Annotated in this window: 24 protein-coding genes; 16 read left to right on the top strand and 8 right to left on the bottom strand. The window is 45.1% G+C overall.

Annotation, left to right across the window (positions count from 1 at the left end; all coding sequences use genetic code 11):
• The first annotated feature begins 5 nt into the window (after window positions 1-5).
• From ACTRWI_RS14450 to ACTRWI_RS14420, 7 genes are all read left to right on the top strand, one after another.
• Window positions 6-662 carry a riboflavin synthase gene (locus ACTRWI_RS14450; protein ID WP_008218644.1) on the top strand — a complete coding sequence of 219 codons (657 nt, stop codon included), beginning with the start codon at window positions 6-8 and terminating at the stop codon, window positions 660-662.
• Between the two features lie 107 nt (window positions 663-769).
• The gene (gene ribBA, locus ACTRWI_RS14445) at window positions 770-1,879 is read left to right on the top strand and encodes a bifunctional 3,4-dihydroxy-2-butanone-4-phosphate synthase/GTP cyclohydrolase II (RefSeq protein ID WP_499132338.1); all 1,110 of its coding nucleotides are present in this window, start codon (window positions 770-772) and stop codon (window positions 1,877-1,879) included.
• A 279-nt stretch (window positions 1,880-2,158) separates the two neighbouring features.
• Entirely contained in the window at window positions 2,159-2,629 is a 471-nt protein-coding gene (ribH, locus tag ACTRWI_RS14440) for a 6,7-dimethyl-8-ribityllumazine synthase (protein WP_004741508.1), read from the top strand.
• An 11-nt stretch (window positions 2,630-2,640) separates the two neighbouring features.
• Window positions 2,641-3,096: a transcription antitermination factor NusB gene (gene nusB, locus ACTRWI_RS14435; RefSeq protein ID WP_499132335.1), complete on the top strand. Its 456-nt coding sequence runs from the start codon at window positions 2,641-2,643 to the stop codon at window positions 3,094-3,096.
• 78 nt (window positions 3,097-3,174) lie between these two features.
• Window positions 3,175-4,149, top strand: coding sequence for a thiamine-phosphate kinase (thiL, locus tag ACTRWI_RS14430; protein ID WP_499132334.1), 975 nt, complete (start codon window positions 3,175-3,177; stop codon window positions 4,147-4,149).
• On the top strand, window positions 4,149-4,655 hold the full coding sequence (gene pgpA, locus ACTRWI_RS14425) for a phosphatidylglycerophosphatase A (protein ID WP_499132332.1): 507 nt from the start codon (window positions 4,149-4,151) through the stop codon (window positions 4,653-4,655). The genes thiL and pgpA overlap by 1 nt, the downstream gene beginning before the upstream one ends.
• A 24-nt stretch (window positions 4,656-4,679) precedes the next feature.
• Window positions 4,680-5,039, top strand: coding sequence for a putative quinol monooxygenase (locus ACTRWI_RS14420; protein WP_499132330.1), 360 nt, complete (start codon window positions 4,680-4,682; stop codon window positions 5,037-5,039).
• A gap of 116 nt (window positions 5,040-5,155) precedes the next feature.
• On the opposite strand, the gene dxs is transcribed toward ACTRWI_RS14420, so the two are convergent.
• The 3 genes from dxs to xseB are packed head-to-tail and all read right to left on the bottom strand — an operon-like array spanning window position 5,156 to window position 8,208.
• Window positions 5,156-7,039, bottom strand: a complete 1,884-nt coding sequence (dxs, locus tag ACTRWI_RS14415; protein ID WP_499132329.1) for a 1-deoxy-D-xylulose-5-phosphate synthase — start codon at window positions 7,037-7,039, stop codon at window positions 5,156-5,158.
• 21 nt (window positions 7,040-7,060) lie between these two features.
• Window positions 7,061-7,945: a (2E,6E)-farnesyl diphosphate synthase gene (ispA, locus tag ACTRWI_RS14410; protein WP_499132328.1), complete on the bottom strand. Its 885-nt coding sequence runs from the start codon at window positions 7,943-7,945 to the stop codon at window positions 7,061-7,063.
• Window positions 7,946-7,965: 20 nt separating this feature from the next.
• Entirely contained in the window at window positions 7,966-8,208 is a 243-nt protein-coding gene (gene xseB / locus ACTRWI_RS14405) for an exodeoxyribonuclease VII small subunit (protein ID WP_004734405.1), read from the bottom strand.
• 297 nt (window positions 8,209-8,505) lie between these two features.
• Here xseB and pomA point away from each other — a divergent pair, with 297 nt between their 5' ends.
• The 8 genes from pomA to ACTRWI_RS14365 all read left to right on the top strand — a co-directional run bounded on the left by pomA (window position 8,506) and on the right by ACTRWI_RS14365 (window position 18,078).
• A complete protein-coding gene (gene pomA, locus ACTRWI_RS14400) occupies window positions 8,506-9,270 on the top strand; it encodes a flagellar motor protein PomA (protein WP_499132324.1) in 765 nt (254 codons plus the stop codon).
• 12 nt (window positions 9,271-9,282) lie between these two features.
• Window positions 9,283-10,224, top strand: coding sequence for a flagellar motor protein MotB (locus ACTRWI_RS14395; RefSeq protein ID WP_499132322.1), 942 nt, complete (start codon window positions 9,283-9,285; stop codon window positions 10,222-10,224).
• A gap of 333 nt (window positions 10,225-10,557) precedes the next feature.
• Window positions 10,558-12,006 (top strand): tRNA uracil 4-sulfurtransferase ThiI, encoded by a 1,449-nt coding sequence (thiI, locus tag ACTRWI_RS14390; protein ID WP_499132320.1) that lies wholly within the window; start codon window positions 10,558-10,560, stop codon window positions 12,004-12,006.
• A 652-nt stretch (window positions 12,007-12,658) separates the two neighbouring features.
• Window positions 12,659-13,567, top strand: a complete 909-nt coding sequence (locus ACTRWI_RS14385; RefSeq protein ID WP_004738518.1) for a transcriptional regulator GcvA — start codon at window positions 12,659-12,661, stop codon at window positions 13,565-13,567.
• Window positions 13,560-14,183, top strand: coding sequence for an alpha/beta fold hydrolase (locus tag ACTRWI_RS14380; protein ID WP_499132318.1), 624 nt, complete (start codon window positions 13,560-13,562; stop codon window positions 14,181-14,183). Before ACTRWI_RS14385 ends, ACTRWI_RS14380 begins: the two co-directional genes overlap by 8 nt.
• Window positions 14,173-14,571 (top strand): DUF423 domain-containing protein, encoded by a 399-nt coding sequence (locus ACTRWI_RS14375; protein WP_128159631.1) that lies wholly within the window; start codon window positions 14,173-14,175, stop codon window positions 14,569-14,571. The genes ACTRWI_RS14380 and ACTRWI_RS14375 overlap by 11 nt, the downstream gene beginning before the upstream one ends.
• Window positions 14,568-15,659, top strand: a complete 1,092-nt coding sequence (rlmM, locus tag ACTRWI_RS14370; RefSeq protein WP_004738523.1) for a 23S rRNA (cytidine(2498)-2'-O)-methyltransferase RlmM — start codon at window positions 14,568-14,570, stop codon at window positions 15,657-15,659. The genes ACTRWI_RS14375 and rlmM overlap by 4 nt, the downstream gene beginning before the upstream one ends.
• 379 nt (window positions 15,660-16,038) lie before the next feature.
• Entirely contained in the window at window positions 16,039-18,078 is a 2,040-nt protein-coding gene (locus ACTRWI_RS14365; protein WP_499132316.1) for a TonB-dependent receptor plug domain-containing protein, read from the top strand.
• Window positions 18,079-18,188: 110 nt separating this feature from the next.
• Here ACTRWI_RS14365 and xni read toward each other — a convergent pair whose 3' ends face one another.
• From xni to queF, 5 genes are all read right to left on the bottom strand, one after another.
• Window positions 18,189-18,962, bottom strand: coding sequence for a flap endonuclease Xni (xni, locus tag ACTRWI_RS14360; protein WP_499132315.1), 774 nt, complete (start codon window positions 18,960-18,962; stop codon window positions 18,189-18,191).
• Between the two features lie 92 nt (window positions 18,963-19,054).
• On the bottom strand, window positions 19,055-20,419 hold the full coding sequence (gene ppnN, locus ACTRWI_RS14355) for a nucleotide 5'-monophosphate nucleosidase PpnN (RefSeq protein ID WP_499132313.1): 1,365 nt from the start codon (window positions 20,417-20,419) through the stop codon (window positions 19,055-19,057).
• A gap of 287 nt (window positions 20,420-20,706) precedes the next feature.
• Complete coding sequence (locus ACTRWI_RS14350) at window positions 20,707-22,272, bottom strand: GGDEF domain-containing protein (protein WP_499132312.1); 1,566 nt, start codon at window positions 22,270-22,272, stop codon at window positions 20,707-20,709.
• Window positions 22,273-22,390: 118 nt separating this feature from the next.
• On the bottom strand, window positions 22,391-24,649 hold the full coding sequence (locus ACTRWI_RS14345; protein ID WP_499132310.1) for a tetratricopeptide repeat protein: 2,259 nt from the start codon (window positions 24,647-24,649) through the stop codon (window positions 22,391-22,393).
• Window positions 24,650-24,702: 53 nt separating this feature from the next.
• Window positions 24,703-25,548 (bottom strand): NADPH-dependent 7-cyano-7-deazaguanine reductase QueF, encoded by an 846-nt coding sequence (queF, locus tag ACTRWI_RS14340; RefSeq protein ID WP_499132309.1) that lies wholly within the window; start codon window positions 25,546-25,548, stop codon window positions 24,703-24,705.
• Window positions 25,549-25,691: 143 nt separating this feature from the next.
• Between queF and ACTRWI_RS14335 the strand changes: the two genes are divergently transcribed.
• The coding region (locus tag ACTRWI_RS14335) for a SecY-interacting protein Syd (protein WP_499132308.1) at window positions 25,692-25,975 on the top strand (284 nt) is incomplete at its 3' end.

Raw genomic sequence — 25,975 nt, 5'->3', positions numbered from 1 at the left:
TTAAAATGTTTACAGGAATTGTAGAAGCCGTAGGCACATTGAGTGCAATTACTCCCCGCGGAGAAGACATTACCGTAACGGTTAACGTTGGTAAGCTTGATATGGCCGACGTTCAGTTAGGCGATAGTATTGCTACCAATGGTGTGTGTTTGACGGTCGTCGAATTTAACGACCACAGCTACAGTGCAGACTTGTCACTTGAGACCCTGAAAAAAACGGGTTTTGTTGATTACCAAGCGGGTGACAAAGTGAACTTAGAGAAAGCGATGCTACCGACGACACGTTTCGGTGGTCATATCGTATCGGGTCACGTAGATGGTGTGGGCGAAATTGTTGAGCGAAACCAAGTAGGCCGTGCGATTGAGTTCTGGGTCGAAATGCCCGCTGAAATCTCAAAGTACGTTGCTCAAAAAGGCTCGATAACTGTCGATGGCATTAGTCTTACTGTAAACGATTTACGTAAGAATGCATTTAAGCTGACGATTGTCCCTCATACCTCTTCAGAAACCACCATCGATCAATTCCATGTTGGTCGTAAAGTGAATCTAGAAGTCGACGTGTTAGCGCGCTACATGGAGCGCCTACTGCAAGGTCAGCAACAAGAGTCTGAACCTGAATCTCGATTGACGATGGAATTCTTACAACAGAATGGTTTTGCCTAATCGTGAGACAAAGTGCGCTGAGCGTCACTTTGTAGAGAGAAGCAATATCATCAGGTTTAAATAGTGTCGGTTCTAGGAAGCAGAACCATTTCAAAGGATATAGAACAATGCCAATTAGTACTCCTCAAGAAATTGTTGAAGACATTCGCCTAGGAAAAATGGTTATCCTGATGGATGATGAAGATCGCGAAAATGAAGGTGATCTGATCATGGCAGCAGAACATGTGACGCCAGAAGCGATTAATTTCATGGCAATGTACGGCCGTGGCTTAATCTGCTTAACCTTGACTAAAGAGCGTTCAAGCCGCATGGGGTTAGCGCCTATGGTTCAAGACAACAACGCACAGTACACCACTAACTTTACCGTTTCGATTGAAGCGGCAGAGGGTGTAACCACGGGTATTTCTGCCTCTGATCGCGCAGTGACGGTTCAAGCAGCCGTTGCGAAAGATGCAAAAGCGGCTGACCTTGTTCAACCTGGTCACATCTTCCCGCTAACAGCACAAGAGGGCGGTGTTCTAACTCGCGCAGGTCACACTGAAGCGGGTTGTGATTTAGCACGTTTAGCGGGCTGTGAGCCTGCGTCGGTAATTGTTGAGATCCTAAATGATGACGGCACCATGGCGCGTCGCCCTGATCTTGAAGTGTTTGCTGAAAAGCACGATATCAAGCTAGGCACGATTGCTGACTTGATCGAATACCGTAACAACACAGAAACCACGATTGAGCGCGTTGCACAGTGTCACCTACCGACTGAGTTCGGTGACTTTGAGCTCGTGACTTACCGTGACACTATCGATAATCAAATCCACTACGCAATGCAAAAAGGTGACCTAACGGGTGAAGCGCCACTGGTTCGTGTTCACCTACATGATACCTTCACCGATTTGCTTCATTCTGATCGTGGTACTGAGCGTAGCTGGTCGCTAGATAAGGCGATGAAGCGCATTAGTGACGAAGGTGGTGTGCTGGTTATTCTGGGCAACGAAGAGTCGTCTGATTCTTTGATTCACAAAGTGAAGACATTCGAAGCTCAAGACAAGAACGAGCAACCAACCATGGCTAAGAAGCAAGGTACTTCTCGTCGCGTTGGTGTCGGTTCTCAAATTCTACAAGATCTAGGCGTTCATGATATGCGTCTATTGTCTTCAAGCACCAAGCGTTACCACGCTCTTGGTGGTTTTGGTCTTAACGTTGTTGAATACGTTTGTGAGTAACTACTTACATACTGGTTTGTAGCAACATAATTTATGATGATTTGAGTGGCTCTTTTGGTTCGAAATAGGACGAAAAGAGCCAAGTCGATGAGCCTGACTTTTGTCGTGTCAAATGTTGGCGCATAGCGACTTGCTGTTCCCAAATGGTTGGGAGCGAGCCTTGGTTATCATCTTTACATCTCCGGAGTCTGTTCTTCTAAATTAGCATTAGATATTGCTCACAGTTTTATGCTAGAATCCGGCGATTCTCACTTGATGAAAATAGTTAAAGGAAGGCTTATGAAAGTGATCGAGGGTGGCTTCCCAGCGCCAAATGCAAAAATTGCTATCGTTATTGCTCGTTTCAACAGTTTTATTAACGAAAGTTTACTTTCTGGTGCAATCGATACTTTAAAACGTCATGGACAAGTAAGCGAAGACAACATCACTGTTGTTCGTTGTCCTGGTGCAGTAGAACTTCCACTTGTAGCGCAGCGCGTTGCAAAAACGGGTAAGTTCGACGCGATTGTATCTCTTGGTACAGTAATTCGTGGCGGTACGCCTCATTTTGACTATGTTTGTAGTGAATGTAATAAAGGTTTGGCGCAAGTGTCTCTGGAATACTCTCTTCCAGTAGCATTCGGCGTACTAACTGTTGATACGATCGATCAAGCTATTGAACGCGCAGGAACCAAGGCTGGTAATAAAGGTGCAGAAGCTGCACTAAGCGCACTTGAGATGATCAACGTTCTTTCTGAAATCGATTCCTAATGGGGGCCAGTGTGAAACCAGCCGCACGTCGTAACGCACGTCAATTTGCTCTACAAGCAATTTATTCTTGGCAAATTACTAAAGAAAATATTGCTACCGTTGAAGAACAGTTCTTATCTGGTGGTAAGTATGATGAAGAAGAAAATCATGCTGCAGAACCTGCACTTGCTATGCCAGAAACAGACGTTGCATACTTCCGCGACCTACTAACTGGTGTTGCTCTTAGCCACATGGAACTTGATAGCAAGCTTCGTCCATTCGTATCTCGTCCGATGCAAGATCTGGACTTAATGGAACTTGCTCTTCTACGTTTAGCTATGTACGAGATGACTCGTCGCGAAGATGTACCATACAAAGTGGTTATCAACGAAGCTATCGAGCTAGCGAAAGTATTCGCAGCAGAAGACAGCCATAAGTTTGTGAATGGTGTGCTTGATAAAGCAGCGCCACACGTACGTAAGAAGTAATCTCTACGTATATTGAATCTAAAGGTCAGCTTTCATGCTGGCCTTTTTTGTAAAGAAATTTCAAAGATAGGGCATGTGATGTCTTGTGAATTCAACCTAATCGATAAATATTTCGTCAACCGACAGCCTCAACGTAAAGACGTACACCTCGCCGTCGGTGATGACTGTGCTTTGGTGAAAGCCCCAGGTAATGTTGAGATCGCGATCAGCACCGATACCTTAGTCGCGGGCACTCACTTTCTAGCAGAAGCAAATCCGGCTTGGGTCGCGCACAAAGCATTAGCTTCAAACATCAGCGATCTGGCTGCTATGGGCGCAACGCCGGCGTGGGTCTCTTTTGCCTTAACCATGCCAGAAGTGAATGAAGCTTGGTTAGCGCCGTTCTGTGACTCTTTTTTCAAACTGGCCGATTACTTTGGTATTCAGCTAATTGGTGGTGATACCACGAAAGGACCACTAAGCCTGACATTGACAGTACAAGGCTTTGTACCAGAAGGGAAAGCCCTGCGTAGAGACGGCGCTAAGGTTGGAGATTGGATTTATGTGACAGGCAATCTAGGTGACAGCAAAGCCGGTTTAGAGGTTCTATTGGACCCAACAGTAAACCAAGCTAAGCCGTATGCCAAAGAACTTGAAGAGAGGCACTATATCAGTTCTCCACGAGTGTTAGCTGGTCAAGCGCTTGTCAATCTTGCTTCATCGGCTATTGATATCTCAGATGGTGTCATCTCGGATTTGAAACATATCCTTAAGCGCTCTGAGGTTGGTGCAAGCATCGACGTGAGTACCTTACCTATCTCCCCAGAACTACGCCAGTTTGCCCCTGATATCGCTACGGCGCAGCAGTATGCGCTGACCAGTGGTGAGGAGTATGAGCTTTGCTTTACCGTGCCAGAAGAGAATAAAGGTTCATTGGAAAGTGCTTTGTCACACACTGGAACAAAAGTCACCTGTATTGGTCAAATAAGACCTGTAGAATACTTTGAACTACACAATAATGGTGAACCGTTGAGTTGGAGCTTAACTGGTTACGATCACTTTAAGGTTAATTGATGACAAACCCACTATCTGCAATCTCTTTTAAGAACCCTTGGCACATACTAGCAACGGGTTTTGGCAGTGGCTTATCGCCTATTATTCCTGGAACCATGGGGACACTTGCATCGATTCCTCTTTATCTATTATTGGTTCAGTTACCTTTCCTAACTTATGTAGCGGTGGTCGTGGTAAGTTGCATTATTGGTATCAAAATCTGCCAAGTGACGTCTGATGATATGGGTGTTCACGATCATGGTTCTATCGTATGGGATGAGTTTGCGGGCTTTTGGATCACCATGAGCCTAGTACCAATGTTGAGCATTCCTGCCGATGATTGGAAATGGCTACTGACTGGCTTTGTTCTATTCCGCTTCTTTGACATGGTAAAACCGTGGCCGATTGGCTGGTTAGATGCCCGAGTTCATGGCGGTTTAGGCATCATGATTGATGATATTGTGGCTGGTATTATGGCGGCGATTTCGCTGTATGCAGTGGCCCATTTCGCTGGTTGGTTAGTTTAAATAAAGATAAAACAAGGAATTACAATGTCTAAGAAGGTTTACTGTATTGCTCAATTTCAGCCGAAAGAAGGCAAACTGAACGAGCTGTTTGAGGTCTTAAAAGCACTAGAGCCAAACACTCTGCGTGAAGATGGTTGTATTCAATACACAGTAACTCGCCACATCCAGAGTCCATTTGCGGAAGGTCAGAGCTTCCCGATTGCTTTCAATGAAATCTGGGCGGATAACGAAGCGTTTGAAGCGCACTGCCAACGTCGTGAAATTCAACAGTTCTTCCAAGAGCAGTGCGTTGATGAAACAGGTTTAGTTGAGAACTTTAATGTTGCTATCTACTCTGATGAGCCAGAGAACTACGATGAACCTGTTCTTAAGCCGTGTTGCTAATTTGTTGTAACAACTGACTTAAACAGTGGCTAGCTAATGAGTTAGCGCATACTAAAAAGGTTGACCATAGGGCCAACCTTTTTTGTTTTTTTGCGTTTGCAGTTCGCAAGTAAAAGCTATCTAGCAAGGTAGTCAGAGATAGACTTCTCAATACCTTGCGTGTCTAAGCCTAGCTCTTCATGCAGTTCTCCTTGAGTGCCTTGAGAAATGAACTTGTCTGGTAGGCCAAGGTTCAGCACAGGCATTAGCTGTTTCTCTTGCATCAAGAACTCAATCACACCTGCACCTGCACCACCGGCAATCGCATTTTCTTCGATAGTCACCAGTACATCGTGTTCAGCGGCAAGTTGTTTGATTAGAGTTTCATCTAACGGCTTAACAAAGCGCATGTCTGCAACGGTGGCATCCATTGCATCAGCAGCTTGAAGTGCATTTTCTAGGAAAGTACCAAAGCTTAGGATAGCAACCTTAGTACCATTTTTTACTTTTGAGCTTTCACGAACGATGCGGCCTTTACCAATCTCAAGTACAGTGAACTCACTTTGGATTTCTGTGCCAATGCCATTCCCACGAGGGTAACGAACTGCACTCGGTCCACGGTGTTGGTGGCCAGTGTACAGCATTTGGCGACATTCGTTTTCGTCACTTGGTGCCATGATCACCATGTTTGGAATGCAGCGCATGAAGCTTAAGTCGAACGCACCTTGGTGTGTCTGACCATCTGCACCCACGAGACCTGCGCGGTCAATCGCGAACATAACCGGTAGATCCATGATAGCCACATCGTGGATCAGTTGATCGTAGCCACGTTGTAGAAATGTCGAGTAGATAGCTACAATCGGCTTATCACCCGCAATCGCCATACCGGTTGCTAGCGTCACGGCGTGTTGCTCAGCAATCGCTACATCGAAGTATTGATCTGGGTATTCCTTCGAGAAACGCACCATGCCAGAACCTTCACGCATAGCTGGCGTGATCGCCATTAGCTTAGGATCTTGCGCAGCCATATCACACAGGAAGTCACCAAAAACCTTGGAGAAAGTTGGCTTAGAGCTTGTGCTCTTGGGTAAGCTTGAGTGTGCAGGATCGAACTTAGGTACACCGTGGTAACCAATTGGATCTTTCTCCGCTGGCTCGTAGCCTTTACCTTTTTTCGTCATGATATGCAGGAACTGAGGACCTTTTAGGTCTCTCATGTTCTTAAGCGTTTTAATCAGCTCATTTACATCGTGACCGTCTACTGGACCAATGTAATTGAAGCCTAGCTCTTCAAACATGGTGCCAGGAACAACCATGCCTTTTAGGTGTTCTTCTGTACGACGAACTAGCTCTTTAATCGGCGGAACGCCAGATAGCACTTTCTTGCCGCCCTCACGAATAGACGTGTAAAGACTGCCAGAAAGAACTTGAGCTAGGTGGTTGTTGAGCGCACCTACGTTTTCAGAAATCGACATCTCGTTATCGTTTAGGATAACCAGCATGTCATTGTGGACATCGCCTGCGTGGTTCATGGCTTCAAATGCCATACCAGCAGTGATCGCACCGTCACCAATCACACTCACAACTTTGCGGTTTTTGCCTTCTTTCTTGGCACTGATCGCCATGCCGAGTGCGGCACTGATCGATGTTGAAGAGTGACCAACAGAAAGAGTGTCGTACTCGCTCTCTTCACGCCATGGGAATGGGTGTAGTCCGTCTTTTTGGCGGATAGTTGACAAGCGGTCACGACGACCGGTAAGAATTTTGTGCGGGTATGCTTGGTGACCAACATCCCAAACCAATTGGTCAAAGGGCGTGTTGTACACATAGTGCAGAGCCACAGTGAGCTCTACCGTACCTAAGCCTGACGCTAAGTGACCACTTGATTGGCTCACTGAGTTAAGAAGATAGGTGCGTAATTCATCACAAAGCTGTGTTAGCGTCTCTTTTGGGAGAAGACGCAAATCCTCTGGCTTATCAGCCAAAGCAAGAGTTGGGTACTTTGATATATCAAGAGTCATAGGTAATACGCGCTTATTGTCTTAGTTCTTGCGCTCGATGACGTATCGGGCGAACTCTTCGAGTAACTGGGTATTGTATGGGATCGCGGCCAAAGCTTGAAGCGCTTCCTGCAGCAGAGATTGCGCTTTTTCTTGAGCGCCCTCTAAACCTAGCAAAGAAGGATAGGTACTTTTGTTCAAATTTTGGTCAGAACCCTGTGGTTTACCCAAAGTTTCGGTGTCGCCAACGATATCCAAGATATCGTCTTGAACTTGGAAGGCTAATCCGATGGCATCTGCGAACTTATCTAATTGAGGCAGCACCTCGAACGCTTTTTCACCTGCAGCTAGCGCACCTAAACGGATTGCACTCTTCATAAGAGAACCGGTTTTATTGCGGTGAACTTCTTCCAGCTCTTCAAGCGTGACTGCGCGGTTTTCAGCTTCGATATCAAGTGCCTGGCCGATACACATACCTTGAGCTCCAGAGGCTTCAGCTAGGCGTTGAATCATTCGAACGCGGTTGCTTTCACCATCAGCACTTAATGTGCCTTCTGCAAGTATAGTAAATGCGAGAGTTTGTAGTGCATCGCCCGTTAAAATAGCCGTCGCCTCATCGAATTTGATGTGACAAGTCTGGTGGCCACGACGCAGTTCGTCGTCGTCCATTGCTGGAAGGTCATCATGAATAAGAGAGTAGGCATGAATACATTCGACTGCAGAAGCTGGAGTATCGAGTTCTTCCGCGGTGCAACCGAGCATTTCCCCTGTAATATAGACAAGAAATGGACGCGCGCGTTTGCCGCCTAAAAGTAACCCATAACGCATTGCGTTGATCAGGTTCTGATTTTGGTGTGGCAGGCGGTCAAGCCAAAGGTTCAGTTGCTCGTTATTACGTGCTTGATAAGACAATAAAGTCTCGATCATAGGGGATCTCATACAATTCGTTATTCTGGTTGTGGGTTAAAGTCACTCAGTTCTGCATTTTCGTCATTTTGCAGTAGGATGCTAACACGTTGTTCTGCATCGTTTAGTTTACTTTGACCTGCACGAGCGAGGGAGATGCCTCGTTCGAATTTTTTCAGCGCATCATCTAAAGCTAGATCACCGTTTTCTAGTTGATCAACCAAGCCATCGAGCTCTTCGATTGCCGCTTCAAAGCTCATATTTTCAGGTTTCTTAGTAGCCATAATAAATCTGCGTTTGGAAAGATGAACGAACGTTACCCTAGGGCGTTCAGATGGTCAAATGTAACCAATAAATTTTGCTAGAAAGTTCGTTTTTAAGAGGCTTGAAGCCACTTTCCTTTAATAACTCTACCTTTCTCGAGTTTATGACTGTTCGAGAACGGGGAAGCGGGTAATAGTTGTGATATAAAAAGCAAAAGTGTGATACTTAGGCCAAGAATTTACTAAAAGATATTATAGTCTTGCCGATAAAAGGATTATCGTCGACATAGAGCTACAAAAAAGCATGAGGAGTGCTCAGTGGATTTAGCAACCCTAATAGGTTTGATTGGTGGATTTGCCTTTGTAATCATGGCAATGATCCTAGGTGGAAGCCTCGGGATGTTCTATGACACGACATCCATTTTGATCGTGATTGGTGGTTCAACGTTTGTTGTTCTAATGAAATTCACAATGGGACAGTTCTTTGGTGCGGCTAAAATTGCCGGCAAAGCATTTATGTTTAAAGCCGATGAGCCTGAAGATCTTATCGCTAAGCTTGTTGAAATGGCGGACGCAGCACGTAAAGGTGGTTTCTTAGCTCTGGAAGAGATGGAAATCAGCAACAGCTTTATGCAAAAGGGCATCGACCTGTTGGTTGATGGCCATGATGGTGATGTCGTGCGAGCAGCACTACAAAAAGACATTGCGCTAACAACAGAACGTCACGAGCAGGGCGCGAAGGTGTTCTCTGCATTTGGCGATGTTTCACCTGCGATGGGGATGATCGGTACCTTGGTTGGTCTGGTTGCTATGCTTTCGAACATGGATGATCCTAAAGCGATCGGCCCTGCGATGGCGGTTGCACTCTTAACTACGCTGTATGGCGCAATTCTATCGAACATGGTGTTTTTCCCAATCGCAGACAAACTAGCGCTGCGTCGTGATCAAGAGACACTGAACCGCCGCCTGGTTATGGATGGTGTGTTGGCTATTCAAGATGGTCAAAACCCAAGAGTTATTGATGGTTACCTGAAGAGCTACCTGAATGAAGGTAAGCGTACGATTGATGGTGAACCTGCGTAAGAGGAGTTGAAGATGGATGAAGAGAATCCATGCAAATGTCCTCCTCCGGGGTTACCTCAATGGATGGGAACATTTGCTGACTTGATGTCACTGCTGATGTGTTTCTTCGTACTTCTGCTCTCATTCTCTGAGATGGATGTACTGAAGTTTAAGCAGATCGCTGGCTCGATGAAATTCGCATTTGGTGTACAGAACCGTTTAGAAGTAAAAGATATCCCGAAGGGGACCAGCATCATTGCACAAGAGTTTCGCCCTGGTCGTCCAGAACCAACACCGATTGATGTGATCATGCAACAAACGATAGATATCACTCAGCAGACGTTGGAATTTCACGAAGGTGAATCCGAGCGCGCTGGCGGTACCATGCGTGACCAAGGCAAGATGACCGGAGGCAAATCGCCAGAGGTATCGACTCACGATAACCAAAACTCTGAGTCAGACCAACAGCAAGCCGAAGCTCAATCGCAAGAGATGGAAACCTTGATGGAAAGCATCAAGAAGGCGTTGGAACGGGAAATCGATCAAGGCGCGATTGAGGTAGAAAACCTTGGTCAGCAGATTGTGATTAGAATTCGTGAGAAGGGTGCATTCCCATCGGGCTCTGCTTTCTTACAGCCTAAGTTCCGACCTTTGGTGAGACAGGTGGCTGAATTAGTCAAAGATGTTCCGGGCATTGTTCGAATCTCTGGGCATACTGATAACCAACGTCTTGATTCTGAACTGTATCGTTCGAATTGGGATCTGTCCTCTCAGCGAGCAGTATCTGTTGCTCAAGAGATGGAAAAGGTGCGCGGATTCTCTCATCAACGTTTGAGAGTACGTGGTATGGCGGATACTGAGCCTTTAGAGCCGAACGATACTGAATGGCAGCGTAGCCTGAACCGTCGCGTCGAGATCAGTATCATGCAAGGTGAGCCACTTTACAGCGATGAAGTCCCAGTGATTTCTGAATAGTACCGAGCTACGAGTTAAGCTGACTTATTAAACCAACCAGAAAGCCCAACCTTATGATGAGGTTGGGTTTTTTATTTACGTGGTGAGTGTTAGTTTATCTACCCATCTATCTATAAGAATGCCGACCGTGAGTAAGCATGCTATTTTTAATAGGGTGTGTATTTATTACTGGTGCCAAAGCAAGCACTCTTTTCCTTGTTTCACTTTCTCATGTATAATTCGCGCCCTTAGATTTAGATATGATCTACTCTTGCTTCCAGTGCTGCGTAAATTCTCCAATTTACTTGGCCAAGAGCCTTTTAAAATTTTGAACATTAATGTTGTGAACGTACTATGAAATTTATTGTTAAGCCCCATCCGGAAATTTTTGTAAAAAGTGAATCGGTGCGTAAGCGCTTCACAAGGATTCTAGAGTGCAACATTCGTAACGTTATTCAGCGTCGCTGTGAAGGTGTTGCGGTATTTAATCGTCGTGACCATATCGAAGTGACGTCTGAGAGTGATAAGTACTACACAGAAGTGTTAGAGGCTCTGACTCACACTCCAGGTATTCACCACTCTTTAGAAGTACAACAGTCAGACTTCAAAGACTTGCACGATATTTACGAGCAAGTTCTAGAGCGCAGCCGTGCTGACATTGAAGGTAAAACGTTCTCTGTTCGTGCTAAGCGTCGTGGTAAGCATGAGTTCACGTCTATCGAGCTTGAGCGCTACGTAGGTGGCGGTCTGAATCAAGCGGTTGAGTCGGCAAGTGTTAAGCTGAAAAATCCAGAAGTAACGGTTAAAGTTGAAGTGGCTAATGACAAACTTAACCAAGTGCTAGCGCGTCACAAAGGCCTTGGTGGTTTCCCTCTAGGTACTCAAGAAGACTTACTGAGCTTGATCTCTGGTGGTTTTGACTCTGGCGTATCAAGCTACCTACACATCAAACGTGGTTCTAAAGTTCACTACTGTTTCTTCAACCTTGGCGGTCCTGCGCACGAGATTGGCGTTAAGCAGGTGGCTCACTACCTATGGAACAAGTACGGTTCTTCGGCAAAAGTGAAGTTCATCTCTGTTGATTTCGAACCGGTTGTTGCTGAAATCCTTGAGAACGTAGAAGACGGCCAAATGGGAGTTGTGCTTAAGCGTATGTTCATGCGTGCTGGTGGTATGGTGGCAGACAAGCTCAAGATCGAAGCATTGGTTACTGGTGAAGCACTAGGTCAAGTATCCAGCCAAACTCTAACTAACCTGCGTCATATCGATAACGTAACAGACACGCTGATCCTTCGTCCGCTTATCAACTGGGACAAAGAAGACATCATCGCTCTTGCGCGCGAGATCGGCACCGAAGACTTCGCGAAAGTAATGCCTGAATACTGTGGTGTTATCTCTAAGAAGCCAACAGTGAAAGCGAAGAAAGGTAAACTTGCAGCAGAAGAAGCTAAGTTTAACTTTGAAGTGCTAGAGCAAGTGATCGAGAACGCTCGTGTTATGGATATCCGTGATATTGAGAAAGAGAGCCAAGAGCAAGCTCCAGAAGTGGAACAGGTTCAAGCTGTTGCTGAGCACGCTATCGTTCTTGATATCCGTAGCCCAGATGAAGAAGACGAAAGCCCATTAGAAATCGATGGCGTTGATGTAAAACACCTACCTTTCTACAAGCTAGCGACGCAATTTGGTGACCTAGACCAAGGTAAAGAGTACCTATTGTACTGTGACCGTGGTGTTATGAGCCGTCTGCAAGCGCTATACCTGCAAGAGCAGGGCTTCAAGAACGTTAAAGTGTACCGCCCATAGTCTGCTAGCTTAGAGCACTACTTAGGTTGTAACAGATACAGAAAGCCGCTTACTGAAAAGTAAGCGGCTTTCTATTTATCGGTTGATTGTTATTGTGTAATCGGTACAGTTATTTCACCGCGTAGCTCGTATGGTATTTTGTTTACAAACAAGCTGATGTTATACATCTATTTTTAGGTTGTAGCGTTAGCATTCGCATTGTTACTGAAAAACGCAATTAAATGCTTATTTTTGTATGCGTATGATTGTTTAAGTAAGCGAAGGTTAGATTTTGTGAGTAGAGTGAAGAAATAGTAAGGATTAATTAGCACAGCTATTGATAAACTTGTTGTTACTTTTCTTTGGACATAAAAAAACACCGCCTAATAGGCGGTGTAAACAATTTGACAGACAGGTCAAAATAAATACAGGAAGTAGATGCCTCGTTTCAGCGCGTAGCTGCAACAAAACATTTGGTAGAACTCTACCCAACTCGAAAAGTACGAGTTTGCAAACACAACATCGCAGGAGCTAAGCCAATTGATTCTAAAGAGAATCAAGCCGTTCAGGCTAGCTGCTGCGGAATGAAATATAGAATTTCTCTAGCCGCTAGGCAACGGACAAATTATAATGTTTCAGATAAAAAAAACTAATGCTTATTTAGAGAGTAACTATGTCTCGTCGATTACCCCCATTAAACTCGCTAAGAGTGTTTGAAGCTGCGGCTCGACACTTGAGTTTTACGCGTGCCGCTGAAGAGTTGTTTGTTACTCAAGCTGCGGTTAGTCACCAGATAAAAGCCTTAGAAGAGTTTCTGTCTTTGAAGCTTTTTCGCCGAAGAAACCGTTCTTTGCTGCTCACTGAAGAGGGGCAAAGCTACTTCTTAGATATCAAAGATATATTTACATCATTGGCTGAGGCCACTGATAAGGTGCTTGAGAGAAGTGAGAAGGGCGCGTTAACCATCAGTTTGCCACCAAGTTTTGCGATTCAATGGTTAGTACCAAGACTTGCTGACTTTAATCAACAAGAACCTGATATTGATGTTCGAATTAAGGCCGTTGATATGGATGAGGGTTCGTTGACGGATGATGTGGACGTCGCAATCTACTATGGTCGAGGAAACTGGCCGGGCTTGAGAGCTGACAAATTGTATCAAGAGTACTTGGTTCCTCTCTGTTCACCATCTGTGTTATTGGGAACAAAACCATTAGAATCTCTAAAAGATTTGGCATGCCATACGCTACTGCATGACACCTCTCGTAAAGATTGGAAACAGTTTGCGAAACAAAACGGCATTGATGGCGTTAATGTAAATCATGGACCGATCTTCAGTCACTCAACCATGGTGCTTCAAGCCGCAGCTCACGGGCAAGGCATTGCATTGGGCAACAACGTTCTCGCACAACCTGAAATTGAAGCAGGTCGCTTGATTGCACCGTTTGATGAAGTATTAGTAAGCAAGAATGCTTTCTATGTGGTGTGTCATGAGAAACAAGCCGACATGGGCCGTATCGCTACTTTCCGTGATTGGATGCTGGCTAAAGCACAAAGTGAACAAGAGGATTTGCTTGATGAGTAACTTCATTATTGATGGTGAAGATAACCCGATCACCTTTATCTTTGCGCACGGTGCGGGGGCTGGTATGGAGCATGAATTCATGCAGTCGGTAGCCAAAGGGTTAGCCTTTACAGGGATACGAGTGGTTCGTTTCAATTTCCCTTATATGATCAAGCGTGCTGAAGATGGGAAGCGTCGTCCGCCTGACAGAGCGCCTAAGCTGCTTGAAGCCTATCAAGAGATCATTGAGCAAACCGATGCGGACAAACTTGTGATTGGTGGTAAGTCGATGGGAGGCCGCATGGCGAGCCACTTATCTGAGTTGGATAAAGTGGCAGCGATGGCTTGTTTAGGTTTCCCTTTTCATCCTCCGGGTAAGCCAGAGAATTATAAAGGTGAACACCTCGCTTCTTTGCAAAAGCCGTGTCTGATTCTTCAAGGCGAACGCGATACCTTTGGTAAGCGTGAAGAGTTTGCTGATTTCGACCTGTCGGATTCCATTCGAGTTGAGTTTATTCCTGATGGTGATCACAGCTTCAAACCACGCAAGAGTTCTGGTTATACAGAGCAACAGAACATTGCATTAACGGTTGAAAAGCTCTCAGCATTTATTAAAGAGGTTCTTAATGAAAAGTAAGTACCTACTTACCTTTGCTGGTCTATCAGGCGCTATTGCAGTGATGCTTGGCGCGTTTGCTGCGCACGGTTTAAAAGCTATTTTACCTGAGTACCTGTTAGGTGTATTCGAAACGGGTGTTCAGTATCAGTTTATTCATACGTTAGCGATATTAGCGTGTGGTGCTCTGCTACAGATGAAACTTGGCGCTAAATCACAAAAATATTTTTTCATTGCGGCAATTTGTTTTATCATCGGCATCCTTTGTTTTAGTGGCAGCCTGTATGCGTTGGCACTGACAGGAATAAAATGGTTTGGCCCAATAACTCCGTTTGGTGGTCTACTATTTATCATTGGTTGGGGAGTCTTCTCCTTCGCTGCTTTGAATATAAAAGAGGTAACTCAGTGAAACACGTACTACTTTATTGTCGCTCTGGTTTTGAAAAAGAATGTGCTGGCGAAATTCAAGACAAGGCAACACAACTGGAAGTGTTTGGTTTTCCTCGTTTAAAAAACAATACCGGTTTCGTATTGTTTGAATGTTACCAAGCTGGTGAAGCGGATAAGTTGATCAAAGAGATCGATTTCCAATCACTGATCTTTGCTCGTCAAATGCTAGCTGTAGCGGTTGAAATCAAAGATCTGCCAACCGATGACCGTATATCTCCAATTCTTGAGGCGCTTTCTGAGAAAGAAGGTTTCCCTCGTTGTGGTGATATCCGTATTGAAACGCCAGATACTAACGAAGCAAAAGAGCTACTGAAGTTCTGTCGTAAGTTCACTGTGCCAATGCGCCAAGCCATGCGTGGCAAAGGTCTGATGACAGCGAAAGACAATGCTAAGAAGCCCGTGCTTCACTTGTGCTTCATCGCTCCAGGTCACTGTTTTGTTGGTTACTCTTACCCAACCAACAACTCACAATTCTTTATGGGCATCCCTCGTTTGAAGTTCCCTTCAGATGCGCCAAGCCGTTCTACATTGAAGCTAGAAGAAGCGTTCCACGTATTTATCCCTCGTGACGAGTGGGATGAGCGTCTTGCTCCGGGTATGTGGGGGGTCGACTTAGGTGCGTGTCCGGGCGGTTGGACTTACCAACTGGTGAAGCGCTCTATGTTCGTTCACTGTGTCGATAACGGCATGATGGCAGACAGCTTAATGGAAACCGGTCAGATTAAACACCACATGGTGGATGGCTTTAAGTTCGAACCAGACCGTAAGAACGTCACTTGGATCATCTGTGACATGGTTGAAAAACCAGCGCGCGTTGCACACCTTATGGGTGAGTGGATCATCAAAGGTTGGGCGAAAGAAGCATTATTCAATCTTAAACTGCCAATGAAGGGTCGTTATGATGAAGTTCTGCAAGATATTGAGAACCTAAAACTGTTCCTGATTGAGAACAAAGTGAAGTTCAAGATGCAGGCTAAACACCTATATCATGACCGCGAAGAGATCACCGTTCATATTCAGTCGCTTTCAAACATCTCACCGCACTAATATTAGCGTCGAGATATCAGTGATAAAAATGCTCCTTTATGGGGCATTTTTTGTATCTAAAATTCGTGAAATGTTCGGACTTAGGAGTGATGGTGAACGCAACATCGTCGAAATGCTGGCTATTTCAGTATTCGAATATTAAAAAAGCCGTAAGTGATCGAGACTTACGGCTACCTATCTTCAGGGGTGAGACGAAGCAGGATTTATTCAAAGATTCAGCAGCAAAACGAAGTAAGTTTTACAGCGAGGGCATCTCAGCAAAATTTATTTTATGAAAAGTAAGTGAACGTAAGTAAAGAATGTAAATGATAAGAATTATCATTCAGTTTGTGTAATATTCACGTCCCCTGACTTCAATCCATAAAATATAAAAAACAGTATGAAACTTAAAGCACTTTCAGTAGCCGTTACGGTTGCCTTAACTTCATTTACAGCCCTTGCTGCCGACGAACAAGAAACGGTAGTGGTAATTGGCTCAGCTCTTGATCAACTTGTTCAGACTGAAATCAATTCTGACACACTTGAAAAGAAACAAGCATCAGACATTAAAGATGTACTGAATACCATGCCAAGTGTAACGGTAGACGGAAACGCACGTTACTCTCGCAAAGTGTATGTACGTGGCATGGAAGACAAGTTTGCCGTGGTGACTATTGATGGTGCACGTCAAGAAGGTCAGCTGTTCCACCACTCTGGTGATCAGGCCATTGACCCAGCGATGCTTAAGCGTGCTGAAATTGAACTAGGCGGTAACTCTGCACTGTCGGGTTCTGGTGCGATTAATGGCTCATTTAGCTACGAAACAAAAGATCCAAGCGACCTTCTTAAACCAGGCGAAAGCATTGGTGCTCGAGTTAAAACTAGCTACCAAACGGCTTACGAGCGTTTCGCAACTAACGTTGCTGTGTATGCAAAAGTAAACGACAAGCTGCAATTCATGGGGATTGCAAACTACTCTGAAGATGGTGACCTACATATCCCTGATCAGGAAGCGGTGACGTCTAAGCAAGGCGAATTGAAGTCTGGCATCGCTAAAGTGGTATTCATCCCGAATGACGCTAATGAATTTAAACTGACTTTTAACCGATACAATGATGGCGGTAAACGTCAGCTTTCTGGTGAGAAGGCCGGTGCTCTGTATGCTGATGAGGAGCACAACTACCACTCGCTTAACCGTGATACTGTGACTCTGCAACACGAATACGATACAGGTAGTGACTTAGTACACCTGAAAACCAACATTTACTACAACCGTCAGTACATGGACCGTGATGCTCTAACTGAAGAGTACGGCGACTGGAATCAAGTAAATGGCTCTCGGGAATTTACTAAAGATGGTGACTTATCAATCCCACATCGTGAATACAACGTGACAACCATTGGTGGTGACATTCGCAATATCACTTGGGTTGGTGATCATGAGCTGACTTACGGCCTTGATGGCTATAAGGCTGAGCAGTGGATTGACGCAGGTGACGGTGTTTACCAAAGTGGTTCTAAGCAAGGTGAAACCAAGAAGTACGGCATGGATGGCGGTACCGTAACAGCTTACGGTCTTTACCTGCAAGACATGTACGAGTTTAGCGACTTCCGTTTAACGACAGGTTTGCGTTACGACGTTCATAAGCTTGGTGGTGTTTACGATGGCGACTTCGACCAGTTGTCTCCTAAATTTAAAGGTGAATACCAAACCACGGATAATCTAAAACTTCGTGTAGGCTACGGTCGTCTATTCAAAGGCGCGTCATTGCCAGAGACTCTGACAATGAAAGCGGCTGCAGATGTCAAACAGTCTGATACTAAGGCGATGACGGGTAATAACTATGAGGCTGGTTTTGATTACGATCTGACACGTCTACTGGCAGCGGACTACGCTCTCCTAGGTTTCACTGCTTACACCTACAATCTAGATAATCAAATGCACCCAACTAAGAACAACACAACACTGGCTAACCAGTACGATGTTGAAGTGTGGGGTGTAGAAACGGTACTGAGCTACGCACTAGACTCTCTAAGCGTATACGCTAACCACTCTTACTCGGATGGTGACCAGAAAGATCTAGATAATGGCAAAACAAGCCACATGAGTAAAACTGGTATTCATAACTTCAAAGCGGGCTTTAACTACAGCCTAAACAGTGAGTTTGTGTTTGGTTGGGACTCTCGCTTCGTTCCGGGTAATGACTACACGGATGAAGATGGTGAGCAAGTGAAGCGTGCTGGTTTTGCTACCCATAATATCTGGGCGGCTTACACACCTACGTTTGCGAAAGACCTAGAGATGAACATCGGTGTCGATAACATTCTTGATAAGAAATACGCAGAGCATACTGGCTTTGGTATCTCTTGGGGCTCAGACAAGTACACTAGCTACGAAGCCGGTCGTAACTTCAAAGCTTCTATCGCTTATAACTTCTAATCATCTGATTAAGTTCAGTTAGGCGGCAGCCGAAAATAACAAAAAGCCTTAGTCTCAACTAAGGCTTTTCCGTATCTGGAACTTGGTATAACAAAGGGTTAAATGTAGAGCTAAGCGCTCGCTTCGTAACGGATATCTTGCAGGTTAAAACCTAAATCTATGTCTGTTTTGAGAGCTGAGACTTGCTTACACACTCGAGCGGTCTCAATGTGCTCATCAAACTTCTTACGATATTTCTTCGGTAAGTCTTCCGCTTGGTATGCAGTTTCAATATCGGGGTACGAAGTTAATATCTCTTTTGCCGCTTTTGGCCCCACGCCAGGGATGCCTGGCACTTGGCTAGAGCTCACACCGGTTAATCCCCAGTAATCTGCAAGCTGCTCTGGTTTTACACCAAACTCCGCCTCGATAAAGGGCTTATCCAACCAGCGATGTTGAAAATAGTCGCGGATCTGCAGGGTTGGCGACAACAGTTGGCAGTAGCCCTTGTCTGTAGAGATGATGGTGACGGTCTCGTCATGGTCTGCGACTTTCTTAGCCAGCGTTGCCACTAAATCATCAGCTTCATCACCATCGGACAGTAACGAGTCTATGCCTAATTCCCACCAAGCTTGTTGGATCACATCAAGGCCTTGCATGAGTGGCTCAGGCATAGGTTTACGGTTCTGCTTGTAAGCAGGCAGTACTTCCGCGCGCCAACCTCGGTCTTGCAGGTGATGATCAAACACCGCGATGATATGCGTCGGCTTGGACTCGGAAATAATCTTATTCAAAGTGCGAGTTGTAGTGGTGATGGTTCTTGCTATATCGGTTGGATCAGGCTGAACCGAGTGCACGCGTCGGATGAGGTTTAAGGCATCGATAATAACAAGATGGATAGACATAAGTTTCCACTAAATAGGCAATAAAAAGGGGCTGCTAGCCCCTTATAGTAACGTATCAGTTAGTGAGTTGAAACGTTGGTAATGTAAACGCCTTAATCATTTGAAGCGATTTTGTAGCAAGGTACGTAGTCGGTCCCGCCCGGTAGCTTCATTCGATGTTGTTCAACAAAGTCATTCAGCAGTTGATCCATTTTAGTCATCAGCTCTTTGTCACCATCGATAATGAATGGGCCGTGTTTTTCTATCTCTAGAATACCCTCAGCTTTGACATTACCCGCAACGATACCCGAGAACGCTTTACGCAGATTTGCCGCAAGGCTTTCTGTTTTCTGGTCCATATGTAGGTCGAGTGCTGCCATCGATTCGTGAGTTGGATCGAACGGCAGTTGGAACTCAGGTTCAATATGCAGTGACCAGTTATAGCTGTAGGCATCGCCGGTCTCTTTACGGTGAGAACGTACGTCCGGCATAGCTTGCTTCATGATTTTCGCAGCGCGAGCTGGGTCACCAATCACGATCTCATAATGTTTTTGCGCTTCTGGACCTAATGTATCGCCAATAAACTTATCAATCGAGCGGAAGTAAGCTTCGCTCTCTTTTGAGCCCGTTAACACAATCGGCATTGGCTGATCGGCGTTATTCGGGTGCATCATAATACCTAAGATGTACAACAGCTCTTCGGCAGTACCTGGACCACCAGGGAAAATGATGATGCCATGTGCCATACGAACAAACGCTTCAAGACGCTTCTCGATGTCTGGCATGATCACTAGCTCATTCACGATAGGGTTTGGTGGCTCTGCCGCAATGATGGATGGTTCAGTTAGACCTAGGTAACGGTGATCGGTGTAACGCTGCTTCGCGTGACCAATCGCTGCTCCCTTCATTGGGCCTTCCATCGCGCCAGGCCCACAACCTGTACAGATGTTGAGTTCTCGTAGACCTAGCTCATTACCCACTTCACGAGTGTATTGGTATTCGCTAACATTGATTGAGTGACCGCCCCAACACACGATCAGGTTCGGTTCGATACCCGGAGTTAGTGCTCCAGCGTTTCTCAAAATACCAAACACTAGGTTAGTAATATGAGTGGCGTTGGTTAGGTTAAGCCTTTGGTTGTCGGCTAGGTGCATGTTGACGTACACAATGTCACGCAGCACTGAAAATAGGTGTTCTTGAATACCCTTGATGATTTCACCATCAACAAAGGCATGCTCTGGTGGGTTACTCAGTTCGAGCTTAATGCCACGCTCACGGCGTACAACTTCGACATCGAACGATTTGTATTTATCGAGCAATTCCTTGGAGTTGTCGGTATGACTCCCCGAGTTAAGTACCGCTAACGTACAGTTACGATACAGTTGGTACAGATCACTAGACGCGGTTTTCTTAAGACGCTCAACCTCAAGTTGAGAGAGTAAATCCATGCTACCGGCAGGGCTGATATGAGTGATCATAGTGCCTCCTTGTTGATAAGAGCAGAGGAGACAGTTAAGTAACCCTCTGGCTCGAGAGTGAGAAGCAAACGTTGAAAGTGTTTGGTTAAAGGTGAGAGAGTTAACCAGACGAAACGAATACGACAGCGTTGCTTAATGGATTATATAAACTGCTCAAGAGCGAATATATGGCATTGCTTGTCAAGAATGCTTGTTAAGCGAATGTTAATCATTAGCTTAGCAAACATTGAGGAAATTGGTATGTGATAAGTATTTGAAAAAATGAAATAAATTATATTTAAGGCCGCTTAGTGCCAAACAAGTTGGTTGCTACCGCGCTGTTTTGCCTTACTTAAAGTTTTATTGAGTCGTTCTAATACTTCTTCTGGTGTATCTGACTCTTTGAACTGAGTACTTGCAGCACATAAGGTTATAGTGATTTGTTGGTCACGGAACTTAAATGGCAAACGGCTTACTTGAGTCTGAATGTTTTGTATCACCTGATGACAATATTCATCGGTCTGCTCTGGGAGTAGTAGGACAAACTCTTCACCAGAAAAACGAGCAACAGTATCAGTGGTGCAGGTTTCTTTTGTAATAGTTCGAGCGATTATTTTCAGAGCTTTATCGCCTGCCGTGTAACCAAAGCTGTCGTTGATCGATTTGAAATTGTCGATATCAAGCAGCACTACACGTAGCGAGTGTTGTGCACGAATCCAACGGCGGTACTCAAGCTCTAAACGATCAGTAAAAGCGGTACGGTTGTAAACCTTCGTTAGAGAGTCAAGTAGCATACGCTGAGCCTGATCTTCTAAACGCTTGCGGTAATCTTGAGTCACTTCATACAGTGAATCGAGCTGAGTTTTTCCGTAGCTCATTCGTTCGATCAGTGCTTGCTCTTTTTGTTCGGCGTGATGCAACCTTTTAGCTAGGGAGGCAATTTCACTGAGCAGTGGACTGATCGACTGCTTTAAGCTATCAATATCCTTCGCTTTATCTAAAGAATTTTGGCTCTTACTTACTAGCTCTGTTAGCTCTGAGTTTAGACCTTGGCGATGCTCAAAATAGCTTTGGCTTTGATCGGTATTTTGGTCTGCCGTTTTGATGCTCGATGCGAGTGACGCGTTGAGTTGATCGATAAACTGTTCAGACTTTTTACGCTCTAGCGTGGTGCCTTCAATGACCAGTTTGAGGATCTGAAGTGTCAGCTCAAGCAGGTTTTGTGTAGAAACACCAAGCAATAGCTTTGCGCGAATATCGGTCAGCATGTCACCTGATTCTCCCTCAAAATCGAGTTCAGTAATCAGATGTTGTAATTCGTTTGATAGGTCGGAAAGGAGCTCTTGTTCCGGAGAGTGTGCAGCGTCAGCAAACTGCGAACGTGAGTTGTTCGCCATAATCTTTATGGCACGCTCATAAATCCCGAGTAGCTTTATCGCATGGTCGACTTTCTGACTGCCATTGCATTCGGAGAAGCTAAGTAAATTTCGTAGGTCTCGTTTGAGCTGCGCTGGAAGACCAGTTATGCGTTGCAGCGTTTCCCCACTGTGCTTAATGCTATCGTCCAGATATCCGTTCTGTTTATCCATAGCCAACGTTTTCTGCTTTAGCATCCTTTCAAGTACTGCCAGCTTTGGGATCATTGAGCTAATGTCTTTTTGCTTTTCTAGCTCTTCCCTAAGGGCAATGAGGTTTTCATCTAAATGGCTATTGCTGCCAACGCACGCGTTGCTTAACGATGTGACGATACGCTTTAGAACTTTCTGTTCGCGAATAAATTTGAACGAGGTATCTCTTTGCGTCAAACGAACTTGCTCCAACTGAAATTTCAGCTGGTGGAGTTGCGCCTGAATGTCTTTTTCAAGAATGCCCATAAATGTATTAAATAGCGCCGCGTAGATCGAACTCGATCATTTTGATGAAATCCCGTTACAGCGATAATAACAAAACTGAAAATAAGGTCACGAGCTGCAAGTCTTAACCGCTCGCAAATCAGTCATCTTTTAGCATTTTTTTGATGTTGTCCTCATTCTGGTACGAGGATTGTATTTTTATTAGCCCTTGATTAATTGCATGTTTACAAGCTTCTCTTATGTTACCTGTTGCAAGGCTAGCGGCGGGTGCATTGTCGATGGCTGTGAGGTATACCCATTGGCTGCTCCGCTCTTTGAGACTTATCTCACGCGCTAGGTTTGTTGACATCAATAGTACATCTAATAGTTCTTGATCGTTTATCGCGGTGTACGCGCGTGGTAAGAATGGGTAGTCAGCGATGCCCATGCGAACGGTACGATTAATATTGCGTTCGGTCTCGAACTCATTCACCCAATCTTGAACCTTTCTGAACATGGCTTCAGGCGATGAGTCTCGGTCTGAATTCGGTTCGATGTAGAGTAGGTTGGCATCCGAAAAATGGTAAACGCGAGAAAGGCCTTCCAGTTTCGATTTGAGGTACTCACCGAACGCATCTTCAAGCTCAAGGCCGGCTTTGTAACCATTCTGCGTGTACATATTGCGTAGGAAAGGCAGATCAATCATCACGAAGCGCAAACGGTCGTTCAGTGGTTCATGAATCAGTTCACCCATCTGCCATTGCTCAAAGGTTTGGCTAGTTTGCTCCAAAGAGTTCGACAGCTTGGCGTTTAGCATTCTTAGGTTAGGCAGCTTGGAACGTGAGTGCGTAAAGAGATCGGTGCGCAGTGAATCGACTTCTTTGGCCAAGGTTTGAATGAGGTAGCCTCGGCGTAGCACGAAGAAGAACAGCACAATACTGAATAGGAATAGCGCGAAGGCGATCTTCTGGAACTTGCGATGCTCAAGTTTGTACTTTTCTAGCTCTTGCGCTTGACCTGCGTAGTGCAAGGTCTGCTCGGCGAACTCTTTCTGTTGGCGGAATGCATCTTCACCAACACGGTTGAGTTTTTGCTGCTCTAAAGAGACTAGGCTGTTGTATTGCTTGAGGTTGGCAAGAGCCTGTTGCGGGCGACCGGCTTGTTCGTATCCCAAAGAGAGCAAGTAGTATGAGCGTTGTGATAAGCGAGAGTTCTCAATTTGGCGTGAGATCTCAAGCGCGCGTGTCGCATGCTTGATCACATCTTCGCTCTCTTGCAGGTGGTAAGCCAGCCCAGCTGATAGCAGTGCGGCACGGCCATCTAGTTTTGGTATATCGGTATACTCGAGCAGTTCAAGAGCACGAGTGAGGTACTGTTCTGCAAGAGGGTAATTATAAAGGCGCAGGTAAGTCGCTGATAAACTTAAGCGAATATCGATGACTTGGTAGATATCTCGGTCAGTACTTTCGTGGTCTAACACATTGAAGAAATGGACTAGGGCAAGGTTGTATTTTCCTTGGTAGAAGTACACATCACCCATTTTCTTAAGCACTTGAGCTAATATTGGCGAGTTTTCAAAGTTATCATAGAAATCAGCGGCTTGAGATAGATGCTCTAGTGCTTTGTCTAACACTTGGCGCTCGAAGAATAGCTGTGCAAGTAGACGGTTAACTTTTGCTAAGCGTGAACTTAGGTTGCCTTCAACTGACTTCCAGTAGCCATATAACAATTCAGACAGCGCGTGATTGTACTCTTTGTGGTTCAGGTAAAATTCACCGACTGCGATGTGGTAGTCGATGGATACTTTTTCTGAATAACGTTGGTCGAGGTAATTCTTAGCTTCTTGGTAGTACTTCTCCGCTTCATCGATCTTGTTGTCGTATGAAGCAATGTCTGCTTTCAACATGATTAAGCGGTAGGTAATGCCTTCCGTTAAACGTAAGGTTTTGCTGACTGATTCTAGGTTTGCTTCGATGGTTTCGAGTTCGGCTTTGGCTTTGGCTGACTTTCTGTCATTGAGCCAAACTAAGCGAACTTTTAAGATCTCAAGATCCACCTTTAGATAGTCGAGCTTGTAGGTTTTAGCGAGTTCATAGGCTTTTTCGATGTGCTTGATCGCAATACGAATATTACCAAGGTTGTACTCTGCTTTCGCTAAGATCTTGTACGCATCAATACTGCTGTTTGGGGTACGGATCGAAGAGTCTGTCTCTTCGCGAGAAATCGCTGAAGGGCTTTTCTCGCGCAGATCAGAAAGGACACGCAGCGTCAGGTAGCTATTGGCCATTTTTTTTGCTTGGCTTGGTTCTATCTCAACCAAGTTATTGGCTTCGTTGAGTAGCGCCGAAGAATAGACCGACGCATTCACCGAGGTGCTCAAGCTTAAAATAAATAGGCTAACAACGTATAACCAACGCATTTCAGTGTCCTTTAAAGATTAGGTAGGTGCCAAATAAGTATGTGTTTTGCCGATTATTGGCGAGCCATGCGCTTATTGTGGCTTGGTCTATCTTGCTCTGTTGAACGGTATGGGTTGATATCCAGACCACCACGACGCGTGTAACGTGCAAACACAGTTAACTTCGAAGGCGCGCAGTATTTCATGATATCAGTGAAGATACGCTCAACACATTGTTCGTGGAATTCGTTGTGCTCACGGAAAGAAACTAAATAGCGCAGCAGGGCTTCACGGTCAATTTGCTTGCCTGAATATGCGATCTCAACGCTGCCCCAATCCGGTTGATTGGTGATCAAGCAGTTCGATTTCAATAGGTGGCTGTGCAGTGTTTCTTCGACTTCTTGTTCGCCAGCAGCACCTTCAAGTAGAGACGCTTCAAAGTCGTAGCTAGTGATTTGGATATCTTGAGTATCGATACATTCACCTTCCATCGTCACGATAGGTTGGTTGGTGTAGTCGGTTACCGAGTTAACACTCACGCTCACAGCTTCGCCTGCACATGCCGACAGATCTTGAGTTAAGCGTTCAGTCACTTGTTCCCAGTTTTCGAATTGAGTCTGGTTGTAGCTATTCAGATACAGTTTGAAAGATTTTGATTCAATTAAATTTGGGCTCGTTGCTGGGATGAAAACTTCACCCACAGCCACTTGTGGTAGGCCATTTGTGTTTAGCCACGAAAGCTCGTACATGGTCCAAATATCATGACCAACAAAAGGCAACTCACCGTTTAGCGCGAGATCATCACGATTCAGGCTACGCGGTACTGGTTGCAACAAACTTGCATCGTATTGGTTAGAGTACTCAGTTTTTTGGCCTAGCGTTAAGCCCGCTAGTTCTTTTGCGTCAGAATATTTGCTCATACTTTCGTTTCAAATTCGATTAGAATGGGGTCGATTTTACTGAATCCCCTTTACCCTGTCATTACGTCATCGCTCATTAGGCAAGCTTATTTGGCAAGGAAAGGCTCAGATTCTATTTATTATTATGTGTTTAGGAGATTTTCATGACTCAACGTGCTCAAGACGCACTGGTTTCTTTTAGTCAGCGATACGTTGACGCGTGGCAACAGCAACACCAAAGCTTACCTCGCAATGAGGAGTTGGTGGACATAGTATCGCCATGCGTAGAAGAAAAGAGTGGTGACGCTGTGTTATGGAAACACTACCCACGTGAGCAGTTTGCTGATTTTACCAACGTAGAGACAGGCATCGAGCTAACGCTACATGAAGACATCAAAACCTTCTATGGTGCTCAATACAGCGCAGATATGAATGCGACTTTTGACGC

This window comes from Pseudoalteromonas sp. G5_S1_14_S5 (assembly GCF_054968605.1).
The sequence above is the reverse complement of the archived record's forward strand: the minus strand, read 5'-3'. Positions and strand labels throughout refer to the sequence as shown.

What these genes read in the sequence shown, in the direction of transcription:
- ACTRWI_RS14420 (WP_499132330.1), top strand. Translation starts at nt 4,680, where the DNA reads ATGTCTAAGAAGGTTTACTGTATTGCTCAATTTCAGCCGAAAGAAGGC.
- ACTRWI_RS14365 (WP_499132316.1), top strand. Translation starts at nt 16,039, where the DNA reads ATGAAACTTAAAGCACTTTCAGTAGCCGTTACGGTTGCCTTAACTTCA.
- xseB (WP_004734405.1), bottom strand. Translation starts at nt 8,208, where the DNA reads ATGGCTACTAAGAAACCTGAAAATATGAGCTTTGAAGCGGCAATCGAA.
- ribH (WP_004741508.1), top strand. Translation starts at nt 2,159, where the DNA reads ATGAAAGTGATCGAGGGTGGCTTCCCAGCGCCAAATGCAAAAATTGCT.
- ppnN (WP_499132313.1), bottom strand. Translation starts at nt 20,419, where the DNA reads ATGATCACTCATATCAGCCCTGCCGGTAGCATGGATTTACTCTCTCAA.
- ACTRWI_RS14380 (WP_499132318.1), top strand. Translation starts at nt 13,560, where the DNA reads ATGAGTAACTTCATTATTGATGGTGAAGATAACCCGATCACCTTTATC.
- ACTRWI_RS14450 (WP_008218644.1), top strand. Translation starts at nt 6, where the DNA reads ATGTTTACAGGAATTGTAGAAGCCGTAGGCACATTGAGTGCAATTACT.
- queF (WP_499132309.1), bottom strand. Translation starts at nt 25,548, where the DNA reads ATGAGCAAATATTCTGACGCAAAAGAACTAGCGGGCTTAACGCTAGGC.
- xni (WP_499132315.1), bottom strand. Translation starts at nt 18,962, where the DNA reads ATGTCTATCCATCTTGTTATTATCGATGCCTTAAACCTCATCCGACGC.
- ispA (WP_499132328.1), bottom strand. Translation starts at nt 7,945, where the DNA reads ATGATCGAGACTTTATTGTCTTATCAAGCACGTAATAACGAGCAACTG.
- pgpA (WP_499132332.1), top strand. Translation starts at nt 4,149, where the DNA reads ATGACAAACCCACTATCTGCAATCTCTTTTAAGAACCCTTGGCACATA.
- thiL (WP_499132334.1), top strand. Translation starts at nt 3,175, where the DNA reads ATGTCTTGTGAATTCAACCTAATCGATAAATATTTCGTCAACCGACAG.
- thiI (WP_499132320.1), top strand. Translation starts at nt 10,558, where the DNA reads ATGAAATTTATTGTTAAGCCCCATCCGGAAATTTTTGTAAAAAGTGAA.
- ACTRWI_RS14375 (WP_128159631.1), top strand. Translation starts at nt 14,173, where the DNA reads ATGAAAAGTAAGTACCTACTTACCTTTGCTGGTCTATCAGGCGCTATT.
- ACTRWI_RS14345 (WP_499132310.1), bottom strand. Translation starts at nt 24,649, where the DNA reads ATGCGTTGGTTATACGTTGTTAGCCTATTTATTTTAAGCTTGAGCACC.
- dxs (WP_499132329.1), bottom strand. Translation starts at nt 7,039, where the DNA reads ATGACTCTTGATATATCAAAGTACCCAACTCTTGCTTTGGCTGATAAG.
- ribBA (WP_499132338.1), top strand. Translation starts at nt 770, where the DNA reads ATGCCAATTAGTACTCCTCAAGAAATTGTTGAAGACATTCGCCTAGGA.
- ACTRWI_RS14385 (WP_004738518.1), top strand. Translation starts at nt 12,659, where the DNA reads ATGTCTCGTCGATTACCCCCATTAAACTCGCTAAGAGTGTTTGAAGCT.
- ACTRWI_RS14350 (WP_499132312.1), bottom strand. Translation starts at nt 22,272, where the DNA reads ATGGGCATTCTTGAAAAAGACATTCAGGCGCAACTCCACCAGCTGAAA.
- ACTRWI_RS14395 (WP_499132322.1), top strand. Translation starts at nt 9,283, where the DNA reads ATGGATGAAGAGAATCCATGCAAATGTCCTCCTCCGGGGTTACCTCAA.